Annotated in this window: 18 protein-coding genes; 5 read left to right on the top strand and 13 right to left on the bottom strand. The window is 27.7% G+C overall.

All coding sequences use genetic code 11. The annotated features are described in order from the left end of the window. Positions 1-12 precede the first annotated feature (12 nt). Together hadI and hadA are read right to left on the bottom strand one after the other, a co-directional pair. A complete protein-coding gene (hadI, locus tag KGF41_RS15425) occupies positions 13-813 on the bottom strand; it encodes a 2-hydroxyisocaproyl-CoA dehydratase activator HadI (RefSeq protein ID WP_227829322.1) in 801 nt (266 codons plus the stop codon). A 38-nt stretch (positions 814-851) separates the two neighbouring features. Beyond that, the gene (hadA, locus tag KGF41_RS15420; protein ID WP_227829321.1) at positions 852-2051 is read right to left on the bottom strand and encodes an isocaprenoyl-CoA:2-hydroxyisocaproate CoA-transferase HadA; all 1200 of its coding nucleotides are present in this window, start codon (positions 2049-2051) and stop codon (positions 852-854) included. A gap of 687 nt (positions 2052-2738) precedes the next feature. On the opposite strand from hadA, the gene KGF41_RS15415 reads away from it, so the two are divergent. The 3 genes from KGF41_RS15415 (at position 2739) to KGF41_RS15405 (ending at position 5202) form a co-directional block, all read left to right on the top strand. Next, positions 2739-3737, top strand: a complete 999-nt coding sequence (locus tag KGF41_RS15415) for a D-2-hydroxyacid dehydrogenase (RefSeq protein ID WP_227829320.1) — start codon at positions 2739-2741, stop codon at positions 3735-3737. A 314-nt stretch (positions 3738-4051) separates the two neighbouring features. Further along, complete coding sequence (locus tag KGF41_RS15410) at positions 4052-4579, top strand: TIGR04002 family protein (RefSeq protein WP_227829319.1); 528 nt, start codon at positions 4052-4054, stop codon at positions 4577-4579. A 26-nt stretch (positions 4580-4605) separates the two neighbouring features. Continuing rightward, positions 4606-5202 carry a TIGR04100 family radical SAM protein gene (locus KGF41_RS15405; RefSeq protein ID WP_227829318.1) on the top strand — a complete coding sequence of 199 codons (597 nt, stop codon included), beginning with the start codon at positions 4606-4608 and terminating at the stop codon, positions 5200-5202. Between the two features lie 160 nt (positions 5203-5362). Here KGF41_RS15405 and KGF41_RS15400 read toward each other — a convergent pair whose 3' ends face one another. The 11 genes from KGF41_RS15400 to KGF41_RS15350 all read right to left on the bottom strand — a co-directional run bounded on the left by KGF41_RS15400 (position 5363) and on the right by KGF41_RS15350 (position 14871). Then, complete coding sequence (locus KGF41_RS15400) at positions 5363-6226, bottom strand: EamA family transporter (RefSeq protein WP_227829317.1); 864 nt, start codon at positions 6224-6226, stop codon at positions 5363-5365. A 71-nt stretch (positions 6227-6297) separates the two neighbouring features. After that, on the bottom strand, positions 6298-7230 hold the full coding sequence (locus KGF41_RS15395; protein WP_227829316.1) for a D-aminoacyl-tRNA deacylase: 933 nt from the start codon (positions 7228-7230) through the stop codon (positions 6298-6300). Between the two features lie 85 nt (positions 7231-7315). After that, positions 7316-7867, bottom strand: a complete 552-nt coding sequence (locus KGF41_RS15390; RefSeq protein ID WP_227829315.1) for a helix-turn-helix domain-containing protein — start codon at positions 7865-7867, stop codon at positions 7316-7318. A 241-nt stretch (positions 7868-8108) separates the two neighbouring features. Further along, positions 8109-8600, bottom strand: coding sequence for a hypothetical protein (locus KGF41_RS15385; RefSeq protein WP_054272357.1), 492 nt, complete (start codon positions 8598-8600; stop codon positions 8109-8111). Positions 8601-8628: 28 nt separating this feature from the next. After that, on the bottom strand, positions 8629-9189 hold the full coding sequence (locus KGF41_RS15380; protein ID WP_227829314.1) for a 5' nucleotidase, NT5C type: 561 nt from the start codon (positions 9187-9189) through the stop codon (positions 8629-8631). 151 nt (positions 9190-9340) lie between these two features. Beyond that, a complete protein-coding gene (locus tag KGF41_RS15375) occupies positions 9341-10498 on the bottom strand; it encodes a class I SAM-dependent methyltransferase (RefSeq protein WP_227842902.1) in 1158 nt (385 codons plus the stop codon). A 36-nt stretch (positions 10499-10534) separates the two neighbouring features. Further along, the gene (locus KGF41_RS15370) at positions 10535-11419 is read right to left on the bottom strand and encodes a hypothetical protein (RefSeq protein ID WP_227829312.1); all 885 of its coding nucleotides are present in this window, start codon (positions 11417-11419) and stop codon (positions 10535-10537) included. Between the two features lie 86 nt (positions 11420-11505). After that, positions 11506-12198, bottom strand: coding sequence for a metallophosphoesterase (locus tag KGF41_RS15365; RefSeq protein ID WP_227829311.1), 693 nt, complete (start codon positions 12196-12198; stop codon positions 11506-11508). Between the two features lie 107 nt (positions 12199-12305). Further along, entirely contained in the window at positions 12306-13118 is an 813-nt protein-coding gene (locus tag KGF41_RS15360) for a GTP pyrophosphokinase family protein (protein WP_227829310.1), read from the bottom strand. A gap of 50 nt (positions 13119-13168) precedes the next feature. Continuing rightward, positions 13169-14080 carry an MBL fold metallo-hydrolase gene (locus tag KGF41_RS15355; RefSeq protein WP_413841143.1) on the bottom strand — a complete coding sequence of 304 codons (912 nt, stop codon included), beginning with the start codon at positions 14078-14080 and terminating at the stop codon, positions 13169-13171. A 44-nt stretch (positions 14081-14124) separates the two neighbouring features. Further along, on the bottom strand, positions 14125-14871 hold the full coding sequence (locus tag KGF41_RS15350) for a YkgJ family cysteine cluster protein (RefSeq protein WP_227829308.1): 747 nt from the start codon (positions 14869-14871) through the stop codon (positions 14125-14127). An 88-nt stretch (positions 14872-14959) separates the two neighbouring features. On the opposite strand from KGF41_RS15350, the gene KGF41_RS15345 reads away from it, so the two are divergent. Then, positions 14960-15211 carry a hypothetical protein gene (locus tag KGF41_RS15345; RefSeq protein WP_227829307.1) on the top strand — a complete coding sequence of 84 codons (252 nt, stop codon included), beginning with the start codon at positions 14960-14962 and terminating at the stop codon, positions 15209-15211. Positions 15212-15444: 233 nt separating this feature from the next. Next, positions 15445-15864, top strand: a complete 420-nt coding sequence (locus tag KGF41_RS15340; RefSeq protein ID WP_227829306.1) for a hypothetical protein — start codon at positions 15445-15447, stop codon at positions 15862-15864. The last annotated feature ends 7 nt before the right edge of the window (positions 15865-15871 follow it).

Below are 15871 nucleotides of genomic sequence, written 5' to 3'. Positions count from 1 at the left end.
TCATCCCTCTTTTTATATATTTTTCACTTCTTTTTGTGATTCTTTTGCTTCATCAAAAGCATATAATGCTGCTCCTAAAGCACCAGTTAATTGAGGTATATCAGGTACAATAATTTCTGTATTGATTTCTCTTGCCATAGCTCTTACAATTCCACTATTTCTGGCAACTCCACCAACCATTACTACGTTTCTTTGTACTCCTATTCTTTTTGCTAGGCTAGAAACTCTCTTTGCTACTGAAGTGTGAATACCTGCTACTATATCTTCAATTTTTGCATTTTCTGATAAGTGTGATATAACTTCAGATTCTGCAAACACTGTGCATGTACTACTTATTGATACTTCATTTTGAGAATTCATAGATATACTTCCGAGTTCAGATACATCAACCTCTATTATTTTTGCCATTACATCTAAAAATCTTCCTGTACCTGCAGCGCATTTGTCATTCATAAGAAAGTTTAGTAATCTTCCATTCTTATCTAGCTTTAGTACTTTAGCATCTTGACCACCTATATCAATAATGGTTCTTGTCTCTGGAATTATGAAGTTTACTCCTCTAGCATGACAACTTAACTCACTTATCTGTTTGTCAGCATCAGAATATTTCATTCTCCCATACCCTGTAACTACTATTTTCTCAATGTCTTCTCTTGCAAGACCTGACTCACTATATAATTTTTCCAAAACTCTTGATGGTCCAGTAGTCCCAGTACCAGAAGATATAGTAGCTGAAGCCACAATATCCTCTCCATCTTTTAAAATTACTCCCTTTGATGCAGTTGAACCTATATCTAATCCCATTGTATACATCTTTAGTATTCTCCTTTCCCAAAATCTAGAAATACTAATTAGTATCTTACAACTTTATCTTCTTTTAAGTTATTTATTTTTGATTCGTCATAGCCTAAAGTTTTTAATACTTCTATAGTATGTTCCCCTACTTTTGGTGCTGGTGTATAATCTTTTATTCCTTCATTTCTAAACATAACTGGAGTATTAACTAAGACACCTGTATTTCCACTATCATATGTCTTCTTAAATAAGAAGTCATTTGCCCAAGCTTGTTCATCATCTAGTAAATCTTCACAGCTTTGGATTTTTTCAAATGGTAAGTCTGCTTCTTCTAATAGAACTGACCACTCATCTAATGTTTTTTCTAACATAGCTTCTCCAACTATCTTAACTAAACCTTCAATGTGATTAACCATTGAATCTATGTTGTTGTATCTGTCATCTTCTAATATATACTCTCTATTTATAACCTTACAGAATTTGCCTAACCACTTGTTGTATTGTATTAAAGCTAATTGAATCCATCTTCCATCTTTACATTTATATGTAGTCATTAATGGGCTGTTTGGATTTTCTCTTGATAAAGGCATTTCATTTCCGTATTGTGCTGTTGTTATCATTGTTCCCATTCCATATATAGCTGTATGGAAAAGACTTACTGTTACTCTTTCACCTATACCAGTTTGACCTTTTTTATGTAATGCTGCTAAACTACCTGCTGCTAATGCTAGACCTGCATAGTGGTCACCAAATCCTGCTGCTGTATTTGCTGGAGATGTTCCTTTTTCCATTACAGATTGGCTAACTCCTCCTCTTGCAAAGTATGCAGTATAGTCAAATCCTGGTTTATCTTTTAAAGGTCCTTTTTCACCATATCCTAATATTTGAGCAAATATTAATCCTGGATACTTATCTTTTATTTGATCATAAGCTATACCCATTTTTTCTAATGCTTGAACTCTAACATTAGTTACAAATATGTCTGCTTCTGATATTAATTTATGTAATATTTCTATTCCTTCTTTTGATTTTATATTAATACTTACACCCTTCTTATTTCCATTTTCTAATTCAAACATAGGGTTTTCATCATCTGATGCTGGAGATTTAAATGTTCCACCCATAACTCTTATTCCATCACCTTCTATAGGCTCAACTTTAATAACATCTGCACCCCAGTCACCTAACATTTTTGCACAACATGGTGCTGCGATGAAACTTGAAAGTTCTACTACCTTAACTCCTTCTAAAAGCATAACGTTTTCCTCCTTAATAGTATCAATTATAAAAATTCAATTAAATCACACATAAAGTACTTTTTTCTGATATTAACTATTTGGTGTCAAAGTTCCTAATCTTATTAAGATAACTTATAAAATTATTAAAAGTTATAAATGATTATTTTTTATATTTTTTATTGTCTTACACCTATATTGTTAAGCATTTATCGTGCCAACTTTATATTTAATCAAAATATCGCTTGATTTGAATGTTTTTTAACAATATACAATTGCATTATTAATTCCATTTCGTGGCATTATGCAACTCTCCATTGCATCTTGCTATTTTTTCCATGCATTTAAAAGTTTTTTTTATATATTTTTTTATGAAAAAGCTTGACATTTCAAAAAAAGTTTTCATTGCTAAACTCAAAAACACATGTTATCATTGTAATTAATCAGCAAGTTAGTTAACTAATTTCAGACTTAGATAATTTTTTAATAATATTTAATCTAAAAAATAACAATTTCTTTGATAAATTTTTAAAGCAATTATTCTATTAAATAAAAAATGACTAGATATAAAAATGACACAGGGAAAACAATTTCAAAACTAAATTTTTAACCTTAAAAATTTTGTACAAAAATATAACCTTATATGCTACATATTATTTCTAAATGAAAGATTACCATATAATTTAATAATTACAGGAGGGTATTGATATGAAAATACTAGTATTTGGAGCACGCGATTATGAAGAACCAGTAATAAAACAATGGTCTGAAGAGCATAAGGATGTTCAAGTGGATATTTATCCTGAAAACATGACTGAAGAAAATATCACTAAAGCTAAAGGATATGATGGTATATCTATACAACAAACTAACTATATAGATAATCCTTATATCTATGAAACTTTAAAAGATGCTGGAGTTAAAGTTATAGCTTCAAGAACTGCAGGGGTTGACATGATAGATTTTGATTTAGTTAATAAAAATGAACTTATTGTTACAAATGTTCCTTCTTATTCACCTAATGCAATAGCTGAATTAGCTGTTACTCAAGCTATGAACCTTTTAAGAAAGACTCCTTTAGTAAAGAAAAAAGTCTGTGAAGGTGACTATCGTTGGATAGCTGAACTTCTTGGAACAGAAGTTAGATCTATTACAGTTGGTGTTATAGGTACAGGAAAAATAGGTGCTACTTCTGCAAAATTATTCAAAGGCTTAGGAGCTAATGTAATTGCATTTGACCAATATCCAAATAAAGATTTAAATGATATATTAACTTATAAAGATTCTTTAGAAGACCTTCTTAAAGAAGCTGACCTTATAACATTACATACTCCTTTACTTGAAGGAACAAAACATATGATAAATAAAGATACTTTAGCTATAATGAAGGATGGAGCTTACATAGTAAACACTGGTCGTGGTGGTTTGATTAAGACAGGGGACTTAATAGAAGCACTAGAAGCTGGAAAAATAAGAGCTGCTGCCCTTGATACATTTGAAACTGAAGGATTATTCTTAAATAAAAAAATGAACCCAGGTGAATTAACTGACCCAGAAATAAACAAACTTCTTTCTATGGAACAAGTTATATTTACTCATCACCTTGGATTCTTCACTAGTACAGCGATAGAAAATATAGTTTATTCTAGTTTAAGTAGTGCTGTAGATGTTATAAGCACAGGAACTGCTGCTAACAGAGTAAATTAGTATTTTATAAATATATTTTTTCATTAATTAGCTATTATCTAACAAAATAGCCTTTAATTTCCCAAATATAAGAGAGTCTATTCAATATACATTGAGTATGACTCTCTTATATTGCTTTTCTTCTTTTATATAATCATCCTATTAAATTACCCTAATTACAATCTACTTTTCCATCAAAAGACTTTGAATGGGTACAATTCACTTTTTACCAGAAAAATACCAAACAAACTATGAAAATTGTATGATTAATATTAATATATTTATAAGAAAACATTACAAGAATGCTAGTTTGGGATTTTTGAGGAGGGATTATATTGGAAAAAATGAACAAAGCTACTTCTAAAAAGACGACCTGTATCGTCACTTCAGCGTTATTTGCATCTATAATATGTTTGACAATAGCTTATATATTACATATTCCAGTTGGTGGAAACAACGGATATGTTCATATAGGAGATGCCTTTATTTATCTAGCTGCAACTATTTTACCAACAAACTATGCTATAGCGGCCTCTGCAATAGGTGCTGGTCTAGCTGATTTATCTACAGGAGCTGCAATATGGGTAATACCAACTATAATTATAAAGCCAATACTTGTATTATTTTTCACTTCTAAAAGTGACAAGATAATAAACAAAAGAAATATAATTGCTTCATTTGTAGCAGGCATAGTAGGTCTAGTTTTATATATGTTTGCTGAGGGAATAATTATTGGAAGCTTTACGAGTGCTTTCGTAATGAGTTTACTTGGTTTGTTACAACCAATAGGAAGCTTTATTATGTTTGTACTTCTAGGGATGGCACTTGATAAACTTGATTTTAAAAGACGTTATTTTAACTAAAGACTTAAATTTATGGAGGGAAAATTATGAATATCTTATATACAATTGAAAGCAGTATCTATGTAAATATAACTAATACATGTCCATGTAAATGTGTGTTTTGCATAAGAAATGAAAAAGACGAAGTAGCAAATAGTGGTAGCTTATGGTTAGAACACGAACCAAGTATTGATGAAGTAAAAGAAGCCTTTGACAAATATAATTTAGATGAATATGATGAAATTGTATTTTGTGGATATGGTGAACCACTAATGAGAATAAATGAATTAATAGAAGTTGCTAAATTTATAAAGGAAAAAAGTAATATCAAAACAAGAATAAATACAAACGGTCTAAGCGATTTAATACACAATAAAAAAACTGCTATCATGTTAAAAGATGTAATAGATGCAGTATCAATAAGTCTTAATGCTCCAAATAAAGAAGCTTATAATAGAGTTACTCAACCAAAATTTGGAGAAAAATCATTTAACTATATGCTAGATTTCGCAAAGGATTGTAAAAAATATATAAAAGAAGTTGCTTTTTCAGTAGTAGATGAAATATCTCCAGAAGAAATAGAAGAATCTAAACAATTAGCAAAAGAACTTGATATACCATTAAGAGTTAGACATAAGAATTAACAATTATAAATTAGTATTTAAAATTTTAATACAAGATTGACAACATAAAAATAGTGACTATAGGGTTTTTAAAATAAAAGGGAGGCTGTAAGTAGATTTGTGTAAAAACAAATTTACCTATAGCCTTTTATACACTTTCATTATCTCTCTGATTTATCAATTAAAGCAATAATAACCATCCACCAATTAATATCAGAATTGAACCTGGTATTTTCTCCTTAATATTTTCTTTAAATATAAAGTGAGCAAGTATTAAAGTTATTATCATAGATACTTGAGAAAATGGTTCTGCTATACTGAGTTCTAAATTATTTAAAGCAATTAATAATGCTAGATAAGAATACCCATTAATAGCACCACTTAAAATCGAAAGTCCTTTCTTATTACTAAAAATTTCATAGATTACTTTTTGTTTCTTTTTAAATGCTAAAAAAACAAATAGATTTAATCCGACAAAAAAGTAAAGTATCGTTGAATACAGTATAGGAGATACTTGAACATAAAATGCCTTATCTAATACCCTTCCTACGGATTGAAAAAATATGTACAAAAACATCAATCTACATGGTAGATTATTTAAAATGGCAGATGCATTTTTTAATAAAGAGCTTACATTTTTTAATATAAATACTCCACCAATCATAATTATAATTCCTGCAACTTTTGCTAAACTAAAACTCTCACCTAAAAATACAACTGATAAAAGCAATAGAAATAGTGAGTTTAAACTGTTTATTGGAGTTACAAGTGAAACTTCACCAGTTGCTAGAGATGTTACATATGCTACTGACCCAATTGAATAAACTAAGCTACTTATATAGCATGGTAGTAAAAAAGACCAATCTCCAACTTTACTCGTTATACTAAATGGTAGTAAACATACTCCACCTATAAAGAAAAATAAAAATGATGAAGCTATATTTTTATAAATATCACCTTCTTCATCACCTAATAATCTTACAACTACTCTTTCAAAGGCTAATAGCACTACTCTAATTAATAGTGCAAAATAAGATATTATCATTTTTGACCTCACTTAAAAATTAATCTGACTTACTGAATATACTTACTAAATCTCATTATTATAAATCAAATCTACCATATGGGCAAATCTTTTGGGGTTTTCAATGTCTTATGTTTAAATACAGGCACCTTAAGCTTTTCTCCTAATTTACGACATTGTTCTTTATAAGCCCCCTTTAACTTATCATGAAAAACTATACCATCAATTCCACCATCAATACTGTCTACACACTTTTCTAATTTTTCAAATCCATCTTCATTATCATACATTCCACTTACAATCCATTGATTTGGTAATACATGTCCAATTGATATATTGTATTCTCTATTTTTTATAATATCTGCAAAAGAATTTTCAAAGTGAACTCCTCCTACACACAGTAAAGTTTTTATAGACTCATCATTATCAAATACTCTAATTAGAGATTTCGATAATACTTGTATTGCCGTCTTATTATTAAAACTATTACTATTACTTCCTATCTCAATATCTAACATAGGTACAGAATATTCTGTAATTAATTTAGATACTTCCCCATATGTAGTTCCAGACCAGTGAGTTGCTTCTGTTAATGTAGTGAATTCATCAAGAGAGTTTTCATTTTTTATATCTTCAATTGCATTAATTAAGTTTCTAAAATATTTTGGATTTGAATTTCCAAACTCGCCTGTTGGTACATCTCCAATAGTATGAGCTGTTAGAATATTTGCTGGAGCATTCTCTCCTTCATGCCAATTCACAACTCCTGCAAAATCAAAATTTTTGAAATACTTATTTAAAATTGGCAGATAATATTTATAATCATGACTTATTACATTTTCCGTTTTTACAAACTGGAATAAGTTATTATTTTTATCTATAAATTCTAATACAAAATTATCATCAACAATAATATCAGTCTGCTTTAAATCCATTACTTCCTCACAACAGTTAATTACATTCTTAGCCACTGGGTCTTTATCTAAATTATTACAAAAGAAGAAAACTGCTTTTTTGTTATTCATCTATAAATCACACTCCTATTATTCAAATACTAAATACTCTCATACTTAAAATCATCTAAATATCACTATATACTCCATTCAATTATTATACATAATATACTACCATACTTATTTTAGCTACACCTCTACCTGAGTTTCTATATATATGTGATACATCAGCTTTAAATCTTATAGAATTTCCACTAGATACAATATAATCCTCTCCATTTATTTTAATAGTTATTTCACCACTAAAAACTGTAATAAACTCTTGAGTTCCTGGAAGTTCAGCATTTGAATCCAATGTTCCACCCTCTTCTATCTCAATCATAAATATTTCAAATCTTCTTTTAGAATCAAATGGAAATATCGGATAACTTACATATTTTCCATCATCCTCAATAAAATGGTCTACATCCTTTTTATCAACCAATTCTATATCACTTTCTTGTCTTTCCATCAATGATGTAAATGATATTTTTAATCCATTCGTTATTTTCTTGATAGTAGATATAGTTGGATTCACTTCGCATTTTTCAATTTGAGACAACATACTCTTACTTACCCCACTAAGTTGAGAAATTTTATCTAAGCTAAGATGTTTTTCTTTCCTTATCTTTTTTAAATTCTCAGCAATTATTTCATTTAAATTCTGCATAAATTCACCTCTAATATACTTATATAATCCTAAGTATATTTAATTATTTTATCTAAAGACAGTAACTTACTTTAAAATATTTTATTCGATATACTGTACATTATGTTTAATATATAATATTCTTTTAGAAATGTAAATACTATTTTGAAATTTCCTTTAAAAATGAGCAAATAAAAAAGCCAGTAGCCCATATTTTTTTAAGCTACTAGCTTTTATTATCATAAAATTATATTTTTATATTTTAACTATAAAACTTAGATGCTCCTATCAGTTGTCTTTTGGAAACAATCTTAGCTAGATTAGCTAATGAAGATATTTTTATATCCTTAAAAGAAACTAAAAATACAAACTTAAAATCAGTGAATTCTTGATTTATATTATATATATCAAAATAGCATCTCAAATTATCAAATAGGTAATTTTCTTGCAAATCTGCCTCTATTTCATCAGTAGCATCTTTTAAATATGCTCTTACATCCTCAAATAAGACATTGAAATAAGACTCATCTATTTCCTCACCTAATTCTTCTAATATTTCTTCTATATCTAAATCATCCATATCAAAAGAATTTCCTGTTAATTGACAATCAAACACCAATATATTCTCCTGATTTATAGTATTTGATATATCTTGTACATATTCAAAATCTGGACGTAATTCTAAAATATCTTTTATCTCACTACTCTTTACATGAATTTTTCCTTTTCTGTTTTCTAGTTTTAAATCTATCATATGCTCCCCCTTTCAATTTATAAGTCTTTTAATTACTTTGTTCTATAATCTTTTTAATATCTATCCAGTTATTAACTCTAATTATGTTTTGATGTTCAATATTTTTATTATAGTTAGTATCTAAAAGTATTACTTTAACACCTGCATCAGCTAATTGGACTGAGTTTAAAGGGTTATCTTCTATAAATATATCACAACTCAGTTCTCTTGCCTTTTCAACTTTATAATCACTTCCTAATAAGTAAACATCTATATCTAAAATTCCTTGTCTAATTAACCAGTTTTTAGTTACATCAGTTAAACATTCATGTCTAGCAGTTACAAAATATAAATTATGCCCCTTAGATAATTCATCTATTACTTCAATAGCTCCTTCTACAATTTCTGCTTCATCATATGAATGTACATACTTATCATTAAATTCTGTATATACATCGCTTATTCCTGAACCATATAATTCTTCCCAATTGTGAGTTATACACTCTGACTCTGTAATGTTTTTATTGAAGATATCATTTAGGTATGGAAGAAAATGATAAGGACTAGTTATTGTTCCATCTATATCAATACATATATTTAATTTGTTCATTTTTACCTCCATGTAACATTTATTGATTTTATTAATCAAATATTATAGCACAGCTTTAATTATAAATCAAAATCACATATATGACTATACCTATATAATACCAAAAAGCTTGCATATTTAAGCAAGCTTTTTATAAATTTTACATTTTCAACTAATATATAAGTTTTTCTAAAGTTGGTTCTACTCCAAATTGTGTTTTTAGTTCTCTATATTCATTTAATGCTTTTTCATTATTTATTTTAGTTTTTATTGCTCTTATCATTAAATTTTTTGGTGTATCTAATGGGGATATGTATTCTACCACAGAAGTATCGTATCCATTTCCTTCTAACAATAAAGTTCTTAAACCATCAGTTATTAAGTCTGCAAATCTAGCTTTAAATACTCCATGTTTTAATATTGGTTCCATAGCTTCATATTTATATTGTCCTAATAACTCCTTATGACAGCATGGTACTACTACTATAGCTTCTGACTTTGCTCTAATCCCTAGTCCTATAGCCATATCTGTTGCTGTATCACAAGCATGTAAGCTTATTACAAGGTCAACATCTCTATTAGGTGTATAATTAGTTAAATCCTCTTTTATAAATAACATATTTTTATAGCCTAAATTTTTAGCCATCTTCTTTGAAGCTTCTATAACTACATCTGAATAATCTATTCCTATAAAATAACAGTTTTTCTTTAATACTTCTTTTATATAGAAGTTTAGTACAAAACTTAGATATGATTTACCACAAGCACAATCTAATATTGTTATACAGTCTTTGTCTTTTATTTCTTTTAAAATATTGTCTATAAGCTCCACAAAGTGGTCTATTTGATTATACTTTCTTATTTTATCGTTTTTTATTTTACCATCTTTTGTAAGTACTCCAATTTCTTTTAAAAGTGCATTTGCTTGTCCTACTTTTACATAGTACTCTCTGTTTTTTATTTGAGATGCTGTAAATTCATCTATTTTTGGTACTTCTTCTTTATTATCTAGATACTTTACATTTACTTTTTTATTGTCTCCTTCTATTACGACAATAGTACCTCTTTCAATATATCTAAATACTAGTGCATCATAATTTTCAGCTTCTTTAGATATAATTTTTAACAATTTACTAAATGTATATAACTCTGATTTGCCTTTAAAATTAAATTTGTACTTACCTTCTTCTTCTGTTGCAATTCCTTTAAATTCTTTTCTTCCTGATTTAAAAACTACTTCTAATTCAATAAAAAAATCTTCATTTTCAAGGTTTCTCTGAGTAATCCCCATAAAAAACATATTTAGTTTTCCTATACTCTGCTTATTCATCCTAATCTCCCTTTTAACTTATCTCTTTAACTCTTATTAATCAATAGTATTTGACCCATCTATTTCTTCATTTAAATCATTCAATCTATTTTTAAAACTTTCTATCTGCTTATCTGATAAATCAAGATACTCAGTTATCTTGCCTATATATTTAGGACTTTTAGTATTTATTAATTTTAAGGCACTATCCATGGACTTTTGTCTAAGTTCATACGCCTTTTTTACATCATCTCTAGCACTGCTTAATACCTTTGTATATTCATCCTTAGAAAGTTCTGGGATTTGCATATTCTCATATTCTTCTATAACTTCTTTACATTTATTTCTAGCATTTGTAACATCTTTTTTTATACTAGATAATTTAGTTATGTTTTTTGCAATATCCTTAGTATAAGGTATACATTCTCTCATTGGTACTAAAGCTACTCTTTCTATATTATAAATTTCTTTCTTGAAAATTCCTATACTTTCTAGGTCTATTTTTTTAATATCTTCACTATCATTTTCTTTACTTGTATAATTATCATTGTTTTCTTCAGTATTTCCTTGTTTTTCTGATTCACTATTTGTTGAAGTATTTCTTTCTAAATCATTATTCTTTGTTACATCTTGTTTATTTTCTTCTTTATTATTTTCTGTACTTTGTGTATTTTTATCTTGTTTTAAATCACTATCTTCTTTTTCATTAAAATTTGATACATATTTTTCATCATACGTCTCATCAGAAATATAATTATGATAATACATAGATTCTTTTATCTTATTAAGTCCACTCATATATATGTTGCTTATCATTATTGTTGTAGCTAACACTACATAAATACTACTGTAGATACAAGACCTCTTAAAATTCTTGTAATTTCTGAATATCACTATCAAAGGAATAAGATATAAAAATATAAAAACTAATATCCACCTCATAAATCGTGTCTCCTTTCTCAAAACCGAAATCCCTCAAATATTTATTTTTAATCGTGTATCTTATAGTATTTACCAATTTATGTTTTTTAATCGTGAACTTTTATTAAATTAAATTCTGTATAATCACAAGATGCTAATATATATTCAACTCCATTTCGAATCCCTTTTAGACCCATTTTAAAAGACTCTTTACCATGCAAGTGACCATAAATCACCTTTTCAACATTATATTCTTCATATAATTTTGTAAACAAAGACTCCTCTAATCTATCATTTGTAGGAGGATAATGAGTGATTACTATTATTTTAGAATAACCTTTTTTATGTGCAGACTCTAATGACAGCCTTAATCTATTTTCTTCTCTTTTATAAACTTTTTCATCCGTCTCATCAAATTTAACATCATTAGGACATATCCAACCTCTGCCTCCACAAATTGCATAATCTCTATATTCATAGAAATTTGTTTGAATAAAACGCATATTTTCATATAGCTTATTCAAACTTGTAACTGTTGTCCACCAATAGTCGTGATTTCCCTTTATAAGTATTTTTTTACCTGGAAGTTCATTTATTATGTCTAAGTCTTTTTTAGCTTCTGATAAATTAATTCCCCAAGACGTATCTCCTAATACTAATACTACATCTTCCTCTGTAACAACCTCTTTCCAATTATCTATAATCTTTTTTTCATGACCATCCCAATTACTGCCAAAGATATTCATTGGCTTATTTACCGATGTTGAAAAATGTAAATCACCTATTGCATATAAACTCATAACATCATTCCTTCCTTGATTAAACTAAATAGGCTGTCTCTTCTTAGAAATTATTTTCCATTAAGAGGCAGCCCCATTAATATTTAGTAAATTTTCTATAAGTAGCTTTATTGAACCACTCTATCATCTACCTTAGTATCCTTATATTGCTCTAATAACATATCTATTTCTTGTTTTAATTCTAAAATTTCGGTTATGTTTTTGTCTGTTTCAGTTCTATCCAACTTTCTTTGATACTGCATAGCTTTATGTGTATCACCTAAGTCATATAACTCTTGTATTCTATTTAGAGTGTCTCTAATTGCTATAGACTTCATTTGATACATAGCCTGAGCTTTCATTATATCCTCTCTTATTTCACTCATTTCTTGGTCTAAGAGAAACGCAGCATCAGAAGCTCTTCTAAGTCTTTCTGCTAGAGTCTCAGGTATGTAATGGTCATATTTATATTTTAATGAATGTTCTATTGTAGCCCAGAAATTCATTGCAAGAGTTCTTATTTGTATTTCACATATAATTTCTTTTGAGCCCGCAATTGAGTTTATAGGATATTTTATTATAACATGATAGCTTCTATAACCACTATCTTTGTAGTTTGTAATATAATCTTTTTCTCCTATTATAGTCATATCGTTTCTTACTTTTATCAAATCAACTATAGAATATATATCTTCAACAAACTGGCACATTATTCTTATACCAGCGATATCATCAATTTCAGTTTCTAAATCTTTTGCATTTAGCCTTTTTAACTTAGATATTATGGAAGATATTTTTTTTGTCCTTCCTGTGACAAATTCTATGGGAGAATATTCGCCTTTTGCTAAATATTCTTTTCTTATATTTTTAAATTTTATTTTCAATTCTTCTACTGCATGTTCATAAGGCGCTAGTATTTCATTCCATTTTTCGTATTCCATATTGCTCACCCTTTATTTGTTTTTTATGACCTTCTTTATTTTATCATAATTTATTTTGTTTTTGTATAGTAAAGCAATTCTCCATCCTCTAAGATATACCCTATTTCGTCTAAATCAATTAGGTAACTTATAACAGATACCAATGAAGATTTAAAAAAATGATACTCTTTATAATTATTGCTTAAATTATTGTTATTTATAATATTTTTTAGTAAAATTTCTAAAGATTTTGGTTTTTCAAGTAACTGTCTTATTTGGTATAAATATTTATCTAAAGCATTCAAATGCTTTTCTATTAATTTATAAGCATCTTCTTTTGATATCACTTGTTTTCCATGACCCAAAACTAAATACTCAAAATCTATACCTTTTAACTTTTCTAATGAGTTCATTTGTTCTTGTATATCATATAAAAATAAGAAATCATATTTTGATAGAATTTCATCTCCTATCAAAAGGTCTCCCACAAAAATCACCTTATCTTTAGTTAAAACAGCTATACTTCCAGGTGTATGTCCCTGAAATTCAATTATATCAAACATTTCATTATTTAATTCCAGCCTACCTCCATCTATAGTTTTATCTATTTCTATATCATCTAACATTTTACTTTTTAAAATATTATCCATAAATATATTGCTTTTCCCCCCAACAATATACTTTGAAAATAATTCTGGGTTTTCTATATATAACTTATCGTATTTTGATGACATTACACACACATCTTTATAATGTTCTTTAAATTGATTACATGCCCCATAGTGGTCATCATGGCCATGAGTATTTATAATATATCTAACTTGTATTTTATTTTCATCCAATACTTTGGTTACTCTTCTGGGCCTCGAACCACATAATCCTGGGTCTATCATAAGTGCTGTATTATCCTCAAACACATATATTCCTGTATTTGTACCACCTTTTATAAAGAAAGTATTCCCTTTTACTTTTGTTAGATTCACCATCTTCACCTCATTTTGACAATATTTATACTACAAGTTATTATTTATTTAATATAAGACTCTAGTAGAATAAGCCTTTTTATTCTATTAATAGTTCTTTTTTTTATTTTAGGTTCTTTAGATATCCTTATTTTTACATTATATGCTAAATCTCTGTAAAATAGCGATTCTATAAAATATTCAACTATACCTCTATCCTTAAAATCTATATCTATAATGCCATTAGAATAAAGTTTTGAATCTAGTATCATAAGTTTATCAAAAAAGCTTAATCTCTCAGATTTGCTCAAATAACCTTTGCCTGGAATAAAGCTTTCACAATAATCTATTCTATAATTTACCACTTCATCATTTATTTCAAATCCAAATTGTCTCTTCATCAACTCTTTATAGTCATTATTTTTCTTAGTGACATTATCTAGATTTTTGTTATAGTCTGCTTTTTTCCAATGTCCAAATAATCTGCAATTTAGTGGTCTAACTTCATATATTAAACACCTATTATCATCGTCTTTGAATGGACATGAATTTTTTTTGGAATACTCTTCAAAATAATAGTCTACTATTTTACTTATACATCTTCTTCTTAAATCCGCTCTATCTTCAAGATAACAAAATATATTCAAAAACTCAATTAAATTTATACCTACTGATTCCATACAACAATTACCACAACCAGAACAATTTCCAGTTGGTAAGGATTCATATACATCATTTAGTTCATTAAAGAGCTTATTTTTAGTGGAATAATCTATACAATTTAAAATATCTTTATTTTTTATACTAGTCATTATTATTACTCCTTGTTATAATTATTAAGTTAATACAAACAATTATTATAACATATTTTTTAAATTTAATCGCATGAGGAGGCATTTTATGAATAGATATACAAAAATCATTAATATGATGGGAAGTTACTATACAAAAGACTTTGAAAAAGAAAAAAAGAATGTAGTAAAAGTTAGAGAAGTTAAAGAAGACACGGTTAAAAAATTTTTCTTACAGGGTGACTGTGAAGTTCTAGTAGTATTTGAAGATACTGGCAAAGAAATACTTATTGACGATTTTTCTCCTGAAGAGGATATCAAAAAATACTTAGGAATAAAATTTATAAATAAAAAAAGATAGTTATTAAAACCAATCATCTAAAATATATAATAATAACTACATGTAGTTATTATTATATATTTTCACAATCAAAAGTTATCTTTTATCTCTTTTTTAGACTTTAAGATAGCTTTTTTTCTATTTTTTGTAAAATAATTCCATAACCCACACTAATATTTCACAAAATGATATAATATAACAAATAGATAAATTTTTTAAGTTTCTTAATACTTAATATTTTGCGAGGTGATTTTATGCAAATTTATTTTAGAGTTAAAGCTGTTGGCAAACGTAGACCTATGCTAGAACTTACCCCCTTTGATTTATCTGACAACATCAATTGCCTAAAAGAGGCTATCTCTGAAATTGTATCTAAAAATGTTCTTGAATATAATGAAAAGACCCCAGAAAAATCAATAATAAGCTTTTTAACTAGTGAAGAGATTGAGTCTCAAGCTACCATTGGAAAAGTTGGATTCGGCTCTATCTACAATGAGAACAAACAATCTGTAGAAAAAGCCATAGAAGTTGCACTACAAGCATTTGAAGATGGAATCTATAAAGTTCTTATAAACGAAGATGTTATTGAAGAACTCAATTCTCCTATAAATTTAAAAGATGGTGATATATTCACTTTTATAAGACTCACTCTACTTGCTGGAAGAATGTTTTAAAATAAAT

This window comes from Clostridioides sp. ZZV14-6150, assembly GCF_020657875.1.
Classification (GTDB): Bacteria; Bacillota; Clostridia; order Peptostreptococcales; family Peptostreptococcaceae; genus Clostridioides.
The sequence above is the reverse complement of the archived record's forward strand: the minus strand, read 5'-3'. Positions and strand labels throughout refer to the sequence as shown.

Coding starts and splice junctions, on each gene's coding strand:
- hadI (WP_227829322.1), bottom strand. CDS start 813: ATGTATACAATGGGATTAGATATAGGTTCAACTGCATCAAAGGGAGTA.
- KGF41_RS15370 (WP_227829312.1), bottom strand. CDS start 11,419: ATGAGGTGGATATTAGTTTTTATATTTTTATATCTTATTCCTTTGATA.
- KGF41_RS15415 (WP_227829320.1), top strand. CDS start 2,739: ATGAAAATACTAGTATTTGGAGCACGCGATTATGAAGAACCAGTAATA.
- KGF41_RS15380 (WP_227829314.1), bottom strand. CDS start 9,189: ATGAACAAATTAAATATATGTATTGATATAGATGGAACAATAACTAGT.
- KGF41_RS15360 (WP_227829310.1), bottom strand. CDS start 13,118: ATGGAATACGAAAAATGGAATGAAATACTAGCGCCTTATGAACATGCA.
- KGF41_RS15400 (WP_227829317.1), bottom strand. CDS start 6,226: ATGATAATATCTTATTTTGCACTATTAATTAGAGTAGTGCTATTAGCC.
- KGF41_RS15375 (WP_227842902.1), bottom strand. CDS start 10,498: ATGAATAAGCAGAGTATAGGAAAACTAAATATGTTTTTTATGGGGATT.
- hadA (WP_227829321.1), bottom strand. CDS start 2,051: ATGCTTTTAGAAGGAGTTAAGGTAGTAGAACTTTCAAGTTTCATCGCA.
- KGF41_RS15340 (WP_227829306.1), top strand. CDS start 15,445: ATGCAAATTTATTTTAGAGTTAAAGCTGTTGGCAAACGTAGACCTATG.
- KGF41_RS15390 (WP_227829315.1), bottom strand. CDS start 7,867: ATGCAGAATTTAAATGAAATAATTGCTGAGAATTTAAAAAAGATAAGG.
- KGF41_RS15395 (WP_227829316.1), bottom strand. CDS start 7,230: ATGAATAACAAAAAAGCAGTTTTCTTCTTTTGTAATAATTTAGATAAA.
- KGF41_RS15350 (WP_227829308.1), bottom strand. CDS start 14,871: ATGACTAGTATAAAAAATAAAGATATTTTAAATTGTATAGATTATTCC.
- KGF41_RS15345 (WP_227829307.1), top strand. CDS start 14,960: ATGAATAGATATACAAAAATCATTAATATGATGGGAAGTTACTATACA.
- KGF41_RS15365 (WP_227829311.1), bottom strand. CDS start 12,198: ATGAGTTTATATGCAATAGGTGATTTACATTTTTCAACATCGGTAAAT.
- KGF41_RS15385 (WP_054272357.1), bottom strand. CDS start 8,600: ATGATAGATTTAAAACTAGAAAACAGAAAAGGAAAAATTCATGTAAAG.
- KGF41_RS15405 (WP_227829318.1), top strand. CDS start 4,606: ATGAATATCTTATATACAATTGAAAGCAGTATCTATGTAAATATAACT.